At 64.5% G+C, this 9,911-nt stretch carries 8 protein-coding genes; 5 read left to right on the top strand and 3 right to left on the bottom strand.

The features are described 5' to 3' along the window. The 4 genes from ACQKPE_RS25035 to ACQKPE_RS25020 all read left to right on the top strand — a co-directional run. A partial coding sequence (locus tag ACQKPE_RS25035; RefSeq protein ID WP_427669360.1) for an adenosylhomocysteinase occupies nt 1–843 on the top strand: 843 nt, incomplete at its 5' end. Nucleotides 844–977: 134 nt separating this feature from the next. After that, nucleotides 978–1,823 carry a methylenetetrahydrofolate reductase [NAD(P)H] gene (gene metF / locus ACQKPE_RS25030; protein WP_427669358.1) on the top strand — a complete coding sequence of 282 codons (846 nt, stop codon included), beginning with the start codon at nt 978–980 and terminating at the stop codon, nt 1,821–1,823. Nucleotides 1,824–1,919: 96 nt separating this feature from the next. After that, nucleotides 1,920–2,708 (top strand): substrate-binding periplasmic protein, encoded by a 789-nt coding sequence (locus ACQKPE_RS25025; protein ID WP_427669357.1) that lies wholly within the window; start codon nt 1,920–1,922, stop codon nt 2,706–2,708. A gap of 219 nt (nt 2,709–2,927) precedes the next feature. Beyond that, nucleotides 2,928–4,856, top strand: a complete 1,929-nt coding sequence (locus ACQKPE_RS25020; RefSeq protein ID WP_427669356.1) for a DEAD/DEAH box helicase — start codon at nt 2,928–2,930, stop codon at nt 4,854–4,856. Nucleotides 4,857–4,946: 90 nt separating this feature from the next. Here ACQKPE_RS25020 and ACQKPE_RS25015 read toward each other — a convergent pair whose 3' ends face one another. The 3 genes from ACQKPE_RS25015 to ACQKPE_RS25005 all read right to left on the bottom strand — a co-directional run bounded on the left by ACQKPE_RS25015 (nt 4,947) and on the right by ACQKPE_RS25005 (nt 8,159). Continuing rightward, a complete protein-coding gene (locus ACQKPE_RS25015) occupies nt 4,947–5,525 on the bottom strand; it encodes a YceI family protein (RefSeq protein ID WP_427669355.1) in 579 nt (192 codons plus the stop codon). 35 nt (nt 5,526–5,560) lie between these two features. Further along, nucleotides 5,561–6,112, bottom strand: a complete 552-nt coding sequence (locus ACQKPE_RS25010) for a cytochrome b (RefSeq protein ID WP_427669354.1) — start codon at nt 6,110–6,112, stop codon at nt 5,561–5,563. A gap of 214 nt (nt 6,113–6,326) precedes the next feature. Beyond that, nucleotides 6,327–8,159: an FAD-dependent oxidoreductase gene (locus ACQKPE_RS25005; RefSeq protein ID WP_427669352.1), complete on the bottom strand. Its 1,833-nt coding sequence runs from the start codon at nt 8,157–8,159 to the stop codon at nt 6,327–6,329. 232 nt (nt 8,160–8,391) lie between these two features. On the opposite strand from ACQKPE_RS25005, the gene ACQKPE_RS25000 reads away from it, so the two are divergent. Next, complete coding sequence (locus tag ACQKPE_RS25000; RefSeq protein WP_427669351.1) at nt 8,392–9,798, top strand: adenosylmethionine--8-amino-7-oxononanoate transaminase; 1,407 nt, start codon at nt 8,392–8,394, stop codon at nt 9,796–9,798. Nucleotides 9,799–9,911: the final 113 nt, after the last annotated feature.

Raw genomic sequence — 9,911 nt, 5'->3', positions numbered from 1 at the left:
CTGGCCTGCTTCCTGGCCGCTGCGCGTTGTGGGTGCTTCATGCAGGCGGCACGCAGCCTTAACCTGGCGGCCCCGGTGCTACGCAAGAAGCTGTCGGGTAAGCAAGCCCTGGTGATCGGCTACGGCGACGTGGGCAAGGGCTCGGCCCAGGCGCGCCAGGAAGGCATGATCGTCAAGGTCACCGAAGTCGACCCGATCTGCGCCATGCAGGCCTGCATGGACGGCTTCGAAGTGGTTTCGCCGTTCAAGGATGGCATCAACACCGGCACCGAGGCGGGCATCAACACCGACCTGCTGGGCCGCATCGACCTGATCGTCACCACCACCGGTAACGTCAACGTCTGCGACGCCAACATGCTCAAGGCCCTGAAGAAGCGTGCCGTGGTCTGCAACATCGGCCACTTCGACAACGAGATCGACACCGCCTTCATGCGCAAGCACTGGGCCTGGGAAGAGGTCAAGCCACAGGTGCACAAGATCCACCGCACCGGCGCCGGCACCTTCGACCCGCAGAACGACGACTACCTGATCCTGCTGGCCGAAGGCCGCCTGGTGAACCTGGGCAACGCCACCGGCCACCCAAGCCGCATCATGGACGGCTCGTTCGCCAACCAGGTGCTGGCGCAGATCTTCCTGTTCGAGCAGAAGTTCGCCGAACTGCCAGCCGCCAAGAAAGCCGAGCGCCTGACCGTCGAAGTGCTGCCCAAGAAACTGGACGAAGAAGTGGCCCTGGAAATGGTTCGCGGCTTCGGCGGCGTAGTGACCCAGCTGACCTCGCAGCAGGCCGAGTACATCGGCGTACGCGTCGACGGCCCGTTCAAGCCGGACAGCTACCGCTACTAAGCGGCGTGCGCCGGGGCACCCGCCCTGGCGCCATTCGCTGTCACGACTGATCGACGCCCAAGCCAGGCCGGCCCACACCGCCCTGGCTTTTACTTGCAGCGCACCGCCCCAGGCGTACCGCTGAGGAACCAACGATGTCCCAAGAACGCCGTTACAGTTTCGAGTTCTTCCCCACCAAGACCGAGGCCGGCCATGAAAAGCTCATGACCGTCGCCCGTCAGTTGGCCACCTACAACCCCGACTTCTTCTCCTGTACCTACGGCGCCGGCGGCTCGACCCGCGACCGCACGCTGAACACCGTGCTGCAACTGGAAAACGAAGTGAAGATTCCTGCCGCGCCGCACCTGTCGTGCGTGGGCGACACCAAGGACGAGCTGCGTAGCCTGATCGCCGAGTACAAGGCCGCGGGCATCAAGCGCATCGTCGCCCTGCGCGGCGACCTGCCATCCGGCATGGGCATGGCCAGCGGCGAGCTGCGCTACGCCAACGACCTGGTCGAGTTCATCCGCCAGGAAAGCGGCGAGCACTTCCACCTGGAAGTCGCGGCCTACCCGGAAATGCACCCCCAGGCCCGCAATTTCGAAGACGACATCGCCAACTTCGTACGCAAGGTCAAGGCCGGTGCCGACAGCGCCATCACCCAATACTTCTTCAACGCCGACAGCTATTTCTACTTCGTCGAGCGCGTGCAGAAGCTGGGCGTGGACATTCCCGTGGTACCCGGCATCATGCCGATCACCAACTACAGCAAGCTGGCGCGTTTCTCCGACGCCTGCGGCGCCGAGATCCCACGCTGGATCCGCAAGCAGCTGGAAGCCTATGCCGACGACACCGCCAGCATCCAGGCCTTCGGCGAGGAAGTGATCACCCGCATGTGCGATGACCTGTTGCAAGGCGGCGCACCGGGCCTGCACTTCTATACCCTGAACCAGGCCGAGCCGAGCCTGGCGATCTGGAACAACCTGAAGCTGCCGCGCTAGACCTGCACGGCGAGGGCTTGCCCTCGCCTGCCTGCCCTCTTTTGGCGCAAAAACCGGCTACTGGCCATCACCCCGAAGACCGCGTACCCTCGCGTCATGCCCAACTTCGTCCGTTGCCTTTGCCTGCTGTTGCTCGTTTGCCTGAGCCCATTGGCCCAGGCCGAACGACTGCGCCTGGTCAGCGACGAATGGGCGCCCTACCTCTACCAGGTCAATGGCCGCCCGGCCGGTATCGACTACGAAGTCACCAACGAGGTGTTCCGCCGCCTCGGGCTGGAGGTGGACTGGGAGTTCATGCCGTGGAAGCGCTGCCTGGCGGCAGTCGAGCAGGGCCTGGCCGATGGCGTGATGGACATCTTCGACATCGATTCACGCAAGCCCTACATGATCTTCCCGGACGAGCCCATGTCCACCGTGGAGTTCGTGCTGTTCCAGGCCACGGCCCGGCCGCACGCCATCAAGCGGCTGGAAGACCTCGCCGGCCTCACCGTTGGTACCTCGCCCGGCTACTTCTACGGCAAGCCATTCAATGACTCCCCACTGTTTCGCCGGGAAGCCGCGCCCACCCATGAAGCCAATTTCGGCAAACTGCTGCTGGGCCGAGTCGATGTGCTGGTCACCGACCGCCGGGTGGGGCGCTACCTGAGCCGGCAGCTAGGGCTGGTGGGCAAGGTCGACGAACTGGCGCTGGTCATCGACCGCCAGCCGCAGTACCTGGGCCTGGCGCGCAAGCCCGGCCGTGAGCAGTTGGCCGTCGCGTTCTCCAAGGCCCTGCGGCAGTTCAAGACGGAACCGGCGTTCGCTGCGATCGTGGCGCGCTATGAAAACGGCATCGACGAATTTCCTGCCGCCGTTGAGCAGCAGGATCGCAGCACACCGCGATAGCTCTGTTATACTCGGGCCTTCCCGCCCGGCTCACGCCCGGACGCTCGGCCTCGCAACAGGCATCTCGACCAGCAGCGCAGCACCTCCGGTGCCCGCCCGCCGCCTCCCGGATGCGCAGTGTAAGCCCAGCTGGACCGGACGCGATCGCACCCCTCAGGTGCCCGTCGCGCCAGGCAGAACATCCCACAGGGCCCAGCCCCCACGAGAACAGGATCGCCCATGTCCTTTGCTTCCCTCGGTCTCTCCGAGGCACTTGTCCGCGCTATCGAGGCAGCGGGCTACACCCAGCCTACCCCGGTGCAACAGCGGGCCATTCCCGCCGTGTTGCAAGGCCGCGACCTGATGGTCGCCGCCCAGACAGGTACTGGTAAAACCGGCGGCTTCGCCCTGCCGATCCTCGAGCGCCTGTTCCCGGGCGGCCACCCTGACAAATCCCAGCGCCACGGCCCGCGCCAGCCGCGGGTCCTGGTACTGACCCCGACCCGCGAGCTGGCGGCCCAGGTGCACGACAGCTTCAAGGTCTACGCCCGCGACCTGCACTTCGTCAGCGCCTGCATCTTCGGCGGTGTCGGCATGAACCCGCAGATCCAGGCCATGGCCAAGGGCGTCGACGTGCTGGTGGCCTGCCCCGGCCGCCTGCTGGACCTCGCCGGCCAAGGCAGCGTCGACTTGTCCAAGGTGGAAATCCTGGTACTCGACGAAGCCGACCGCATGCTCGACATGGGCTTCATCCACGATGTGAAGAAGGTCCTCTCGCGGCTGCCGACCAAGCGCCAGAACCTGCTGTTCTCGGCGACCTTCTCCAAGGACATCACCGACCTCGCCGACAAGCTGCTGCACAACCCCGAGCGCATCGAGGTGACGCCGCCGAACACCACCGTCGAGCGTATCGAGCAGCGTGTGTACCGCCTGGCCGCCAGCCACAAGCGTGCATTGCTGGCCCACCTGATCACCCTGGGCGCTTGGGAACAGGTGCTGGTGTTCACCCGCACCAAGCACGGCGCCAACCGCCTGGCCGAGTACCTCGAGAAGCACGGCCTGACTGCCGCGGCGATCCACGGCAACAAGAGCCAGAACGCCCGTACCAAGGCCCTGGCCGACTTCAAGGCCAACAGCGTGCGCGTGCTGGTCGCCACCGACATCGCCGCCCGTGGCCTGGACATCGACCAACTGCCACATGTGGTCAACTTCGAGCTGCCCAATGTCGAGGAAGACTACGTCCACCGCATCGGCCGTACCGGCCGCGCGGGTCGTTCGGGCGAGGCCATCTCGCTGGTGGCCCCGGATGAAGAAAAGCTGCTCAAGAGCATCGAGCGCGTCACCCGCCAGAAGATCCCGGATGGCGACCTGATGGGCTTCGATGCCTCGCAGGTAGAAGCCGAGAAGCCGGAAGTGCGCGAACGCCAGCAGAACAACGGCCGCGGTGGCCGTAACCAGCAGGCGCGCGGTGAAGGCAAGGAAGGCAGCGGCGGTCGTAAAGACAAGGGCAAGGACAAAGGCAAGGCCAAGCAGCAGGCCGCCGACAAGCCCAACGACGGCGACAAGGCCGGCGACAAACCGCAACAGAAGCAGAAACAGCAGCCCAACAAGCAGCGTGAACGCAAGCCACGCCAACAGCAGGCTGCGCAGGGCCAGGGCAACGCGCCCAAGCCTGCGGCCGATCGCGACCCAGAAGAGTTCCTGGATGACGACGTGGACAACTTCGGCAACCGCGCCGACTACGTAAGCCCCTATCAGAACGCCAAGGGCCAGGGCCGCAACCGTCGCCCGGCAGGCAATGGCGGGCAGGGCCAGGCGCAAGGTCAGGGTCAGGGCCAACGCAATGGCGGTGGTCAGGGTCGTAGCAACGGCGGCGGCCAACGTCAGGGCCAAAACCAAGGTTCCGGCGAGAAGCGTGCGCGCAATGGCGGCAGCAACAATGGCGGTGGTCGCCGCGATGGCAACGCTGGTCGTGGCCGCGCCAACGGCCGTGACGACAGCGCCCGGCAGGAACCAGCAGTGCGTAACCCGCGCGACTCTCAGCCTGCGCCGGTGATCATCCGCAAGGAATCCAAGCTCGACCGTTACCCAACGCCTGAGCAGTTGGACGACCTGCCGAGCCGCCCGCGTGGCGAACGCCCGGCCCTGCTGACCCGCAAGGGTTCGTAAGGCCCGCAGCAACGAAAACGCCGCCCGATTGGGCGGCGTTTTCGTTTGTATCGGCACAGAAGCTGGAGCCGTTGCGCGGCCCCAACCAGATTACTTCTGCTTGATACCTTCGATGCTGATGTCCAGGTCCAGGGTCTGGGAAGTCGCACCTGGGCCCTTGATGCCGAAGTCACCCAGGGTCAGGGTGGTCTTGGCATTGAAGCCAGCGCGCTCACCGCCCCATGGGTCCTTGCCTTCGCCGTTAAACACCGCCTTGAAGGTGACCGGCTTGGTCACGCCATGCAGGGTCAGGTCGCCGGTCACATCGGCAGTCTTGTCGCCGGTCGACTTGACGCTGGTGGAAACGAACTTGGCATCCGGATATTTCTTCACGTCCAGGAAGTCGGCGCTGGCGATGTGCTTGTCACGCTCGGCATGGTTCGACCACAGGCTGGCGGTCTTCAGGTCGACGTTGATCTTGCTGGCTTCAGGCTTGGCGCTGTCCCAGGTGAAGTTACCGTCGAAGTCCCTGAAGGTACCGTGGATGAAGCTGTAGCCCAGGTGGCTGATCTTCCAGTCGACGAAGGCGTGCTGGCCTTCCTTGTCGATCTTGTAGTCGGCGGCCATGGCCTGGCCGGCGGTAAACAGTGCGGTACCGAGCGCCAGAGCGGCAAAAGTCTTTTTCAACATCGTTACTTCCTTCCGTTGCGATTTGAGGTTGAGAGTCAAGCTTTGCGGCCCAGCATGCGAATGAGGGTCGCGTCACGGTCGATGAAATGGTGCTTGAGTGCTGCCAAGGCGTGCAGGCCTGCGAAAATCACCAGCCCCCATGCCAGGTAGAAGTGGACCTCCCCAGCAACGTCCGCCTGGTCGGGCAGGTTGCTGAGCAGTGCCGGTACTTCGAACAAGCCGAACACGGGAATACCCGCGCCATCGGCGGTAGAAATCAGGTAGCCGGCGATCATCACTGCGAAAAGGCCCAGGTACAGCGCCAGGTGCCCGAGCTTGGCCGCCAGGCGCGTTAGCGCGCCATGGTTGGCCGGTGCTGGCGGAGGCGGGCTGACGAAACGCCAGAGCAGGCGCAGCAGCATAGCGCCCATCAACACCAGGCCGATGCTCTTGTGCAAGTCTGGGCCGGCCTTGCGCCAGGGGTCGTAGTAGTCGAGGCTGACCATCCACAGGCCCAGGGCGAACAACCCGAATACCGCCAAGGCCACGCCCCAATGCAGGACCATGCTGATCAAGCCGTAGCGAGAAGCTGAGTTGCGCAATTGCATGGTGACCTGATTCCCCGTGAAAGCTGAGCTAAGAGTAGCGTGTAAAACATCGAATAAAAGCTTAAAAAGCCGCTTCTTATTATCGGAAAAGCCGATAGCTTAGTGTGCGTAAGCTCAATTAAGGAAACATTAAGATAGACAAGAGGGAAAGCTTTGCCAGGAAGGGCTTCTTCGCGGCAGTCCGCCGCGAAGAAGTTGAAGCAGGTACTGAACCTTACCCAGTTTTAGCCTGGGTATTGTTGGCCGGCTTCTTGACCGGTTCGGCTTTCTTCACCGGCGCGGGCTTTTGCGCCTGCTTGGCATCGGGTTTGTGCGTCGCGGCAGGCTTTGCAGGCTCGGCTTTCACCGGCGGCGCCTTCACCGGCTCTGGCTTGACCGCTGGCGCAGGCGCCGCAGCGGCAGGTGCTGGCGCTTCTGTCTTGGCCACCGGCTCGATCTTGGCTGGGGCCTTCTCTTCGGCGCCGAACAGGCGCGAGAAGAAGCCCGGCTTGTCATCCTGCTTGGCGGCCTCCTCCTTCACAGGCTCCTTGGCCGGTGACTTTTCAGCCTTGTCGGATGAACCACCGAACATGTTCGAGAAGAACCCGCCCTTGTCCTTCGCCGCCACGGCGCCCGCCGCCGCACCCGCCGCTGCCGCCGCTACAGGCGCCGCCTTGGCCGGGTCGAACGACTTGCCGGCAGCCAGGTCCTGCACCTGACTGGCGGCGCGCTGGCCGCTGCGCAGGGCGCCCTCCAGGGTGCCGGGGTACAGCGCATCGGTGTGCTCGCCGGCAAAGGCGATACGTTGCACCGGCTGCTCCCACAGGCGCCAGTACTTGCTGATCTGCCCTGGGCCATAGGCCAGGTACGCACCGCCCATGCCAGCGTCAGTGCTGTAGCGACGCACCTCGTACCCGGTGAACGCTCCCCGCGCCTGCGGGTAGAAGGCATGCAGGCGGATCAACACCTGGTCGACCATCTGCTTGTCGCCGAATGCCTGCAACAGCCGCGCATTGTCGCCGGAAAGGTTGACCACCACGTTGGCGCCGCCCTTCAGAGCCGGTTCGATCCACAGCATGCCCAGCCCAGTGTTGCTGAAGATCTCGCCAGACATCCGCGCGCGGCTCTCCCACACCGGGGTCTTGAACTTCAGCATCAGTTGGTCGCGCCAGCCGTAGTTGGTGCCCTTGAGCGCCGCCAGGTGCTTGGGGTCCAGCCCCGGGGTGATCTGGATCTTGGCCAAGGCCCGCAGCGGCACGGCCAGCACCAGGTAGTCCGCCGTGTAGCCGACGGCGCCGACCTTGACGGTAACGCCATCCTTGTCCTGCACGATGGCCGACACTGGCGAGCTGGTCTTGAGGGTCTTGAGATGCTTGACGAAAGCCTGGGCCAACACCGGGCTGCCACCGGGCAGGCGCGCGGCGCGCAGATCGCGGTCGCCGACGCCACGGTACACGCGGCTCTGCTGGGCGAAATACAGCAACGACAGGCGCGAAGGCTCGTCGTAGCGGCTGCGGATCTGCTGGTTGACCAATTGCCGGGCAGTGGCTGGCAGTTGCAGCTTGTCGAGCCAGGTGGAGACGTTGATCTGGTCGAGGGCGAACAACGTGCTGTTGGCGGCCGGGTTGAGCGGGTCGTCGATGGAGCGGGCGAGGTCGTCGAGCGTCTTCTCGTAGCGCTTGATCGCTTCGGCGGTAGTCGGCTGCTTGGTGGCAAGGTCGGTGGCGCTGAAATATTCGCCATCGATCAGGTAGCCAGGCGTACGCACGAACTCGGGCGCAGGCAGTGTTTCAAGCTTGAAACGCTCCAGGTACTGGGTGAGCACCGGCTGGGTCTTGCTGTTGCCGATCCACTCGCTGGTGGCCAGGCCCGAACGCCCGCCCATGCCGGCCTTGGCTTCCAGCAAAGTCACCTGCCAGCCCTTGGCCTGTAGCTCGTAGGCGGCCGTAAGGCCTGCCAGGCCGCCGCCGACCACGATTGCCGTGGGGGGCTTGTCCTTGGCGAGCGCGGCGCCGCTGGACACACCAATCAATACCAACGCGCACAGGCGCACCCAAGCAGCAGCCATGTCGGCAGACTCCGGAAAAAGAACGAAAAAGGGGAAGGAATACCCCGGGGAAGATGCGTTAAGAATACGTCAGGTCTGGAGGGGCTGCCAGCACAGCGCTATCAAGTGCCTCGCCTGGCTAGAGTTTTAGCCTCTGCGTGCTCAGATAAGACAAGGGGAAGGTTGTCCCCAAGGGTGGCTTTGCTTAGGCTTGTGCCGTCCTACCTGCCACACCCTCCAGGAGAAGTTGCCCATGGGCCTCAATCAACAGTGGATGCAGCGCGACCTCAAGGTCTTGTGGCACCCCTGCACGCAGATGAAAGACCACGAGCAGCTGCCGCTGATTCCGATCAAGCGCGGCGAGGGTGTGTGGCTGGAAGACTTCGAGGGCAAGCGCTACCTGGATGCCGTCAGTTCCTGGTGGGTCAACGTGTTCGGCCACGCCAACCCGCGCATCAACCAGCGCATCAAGGACCAGGTCGACCAGCTCGAGCATGTGATCCTGGCGGGCTTCAGCCACCAGCCGGTGATCGAGCTGTCCGAGCGCCTGGTGGCCATGACCCCCGCCGGCCTCGAGCGGGTGTTCTACGCCGACAACGGCTCGTCGTGCATCGAAGTGGCGCTGAAGATGAGCTTCCACTACTGGCAGAACTTGGGCCAGCCGCAGAAGAAGCGTTTCGTCACCCTCACCAACAGCTACCACGGCGAAACCATCGCGGCGATGTCGGTGGGCGATGTGCCGCTGTTCACCGAGACCTACAAGGCGCTGCTGCTCGACACGATCAAGGTGCCCAGCCCGGATTGCTACCTGCGCCCGGAAGGCATGGGCTGGGAAGAACACTCACGCACTATGTTCGCCGCCATGGAGCAGACCCTGGCCGAACACCACGCCACCCTTGCCGCCGTGATCGTCGAGCCGCTGATCCAGGGCGCTGGCGGCATGCGCATGTACCACCCGGTGTACCTCAAGCTGCTGCGCGAAGCCTGCGACCGCTATGGCGTGCACCTGATCCACGACGAAATCGCCGTGGGCTTCGGCCGCACCGGCACGATGTTCGCCTGCGAACAAGCCGGTATCCGCCCCGACTTCCTGTGCCTGTCCAAGGCCCTGACCGGCGGCTACCTGCCGCTGGCCGCCTGCCTGACCACCGATGAGGTATACCAGGCGTTCTACGACGACTACCCGACCCTGCGCGCCTTCCTCCATTCGCACAGCTACACCGGCAACCCGCTGGCCTGCGCCGCAGCCCTGGCGACGCTGGATATCTTCGAACAGGACAACGTGATCGAGGCCAACAAGGCGCTGTCGGCGCGCATGGCCAGTGCCACCGCGCACCTGGTCGAGCACCCGCACGTGGCCGAGGTGCGCCAGACCGGCATGGCGTTGGCTATCGAGATGGTTCAGGACAAAGCCACCAAGGCCGCCTACCCGTGGCAGGAACGCCGGGGCCTGAAGGTGTTCGAACATGCCCTTACCCGTGGCGCTCTACTGCGCCCGCTGGGCAGCGTGGTGTACTTCCTGCCGCCTTACGTGATTACGCCGGAGCAGATCGACTTCCTGGCCGAGGTGGCCACCGAAGGTATCGATATCGCCACGCGCAGCAGCGTCAGCGTGGCCGTGCCGGCCGACTTCCACCCCGATTTTCGCGACCCGGGCTAAGACCCTGTAGCTCACGCCTTACCCTGTAGGAGCGGGCTTGCCCGCGAACACCGGCGCAGCCGGTGCCATACACCGCGGTGCCTGCTGCGGGGGCAAGCCCGCTCCTACAGGGC

It is taken from the genome of Pseudomonas sp. NPDC089554, from assembly GCF_050280645.1.
Taxonomy (GTDB): domain Bacteria; phylum Pseudomonadota; class Gammaproteobacteria; order Pseudomonadales; family Pseudomonadaceae; genus Aquipseudomonas.
This window is presented reverse-complemented; position numbering and strand designations above follow the sequence as displayed.

What these genes read in the sequence shown, in the direction of transcription:
- metF (WP_427669358.1), top strand. Translation starts at nt 978, where the DNA reads ATGTCCCAAGAACGCCGTTACAGTTTCGAGTTCTTCCCCACCAAGACC.
- ACQKPE_RS25025 (WP_427669357.1), top strand. Translation starts at nt 1,920, where the DNA reads ATGCCCAACTTCGTCCGTTGCCTTTGCCTGCTGTTGCTCGTTTGCCTG.
- ACQKPE_RS25020 (WP_427669356.1), top strand. Translation starts at nt 2,928, where the DNA reads ATGTCCTTTGCTTCCCTCGGTCTCTCCGAGGCACTTGTCCGCGCTATC.
- ACQKPE_RS25015 (WP_427669355.1), bottom strand. Translation starts at nt 5,525, where the DNA reads ATGTTGAAAAAGACTTTTGCCGCTCTGGCGCTCGGTACCGCACTGTTT.
- ACQKPE_RS25010 (WP_427669354.1), bottom strand. Translation starts at nt 6,112, where the DNA reads ATGCAATTGCGCAACTCAGCTTCTCGCTACGGCTTGATCAGCATGGTC.
- ACQKPE_RS25005 (WP_427669352.1), bottom strand. Translation starts at nt 8,159, where the DNA reads ATGGCTGCTGCTTGGGTGCGCCTGTGCGCGTTGGTATTGATTGGTGTG.
- ACQKPE_RS25000 (WP_427669351.1), top strand. Translation starts at nt 8,392, where the DNA reads ATGGGCCTCAATCAACAGTGGATGCAGCGCGACCTCAAGGTCTTGTGG.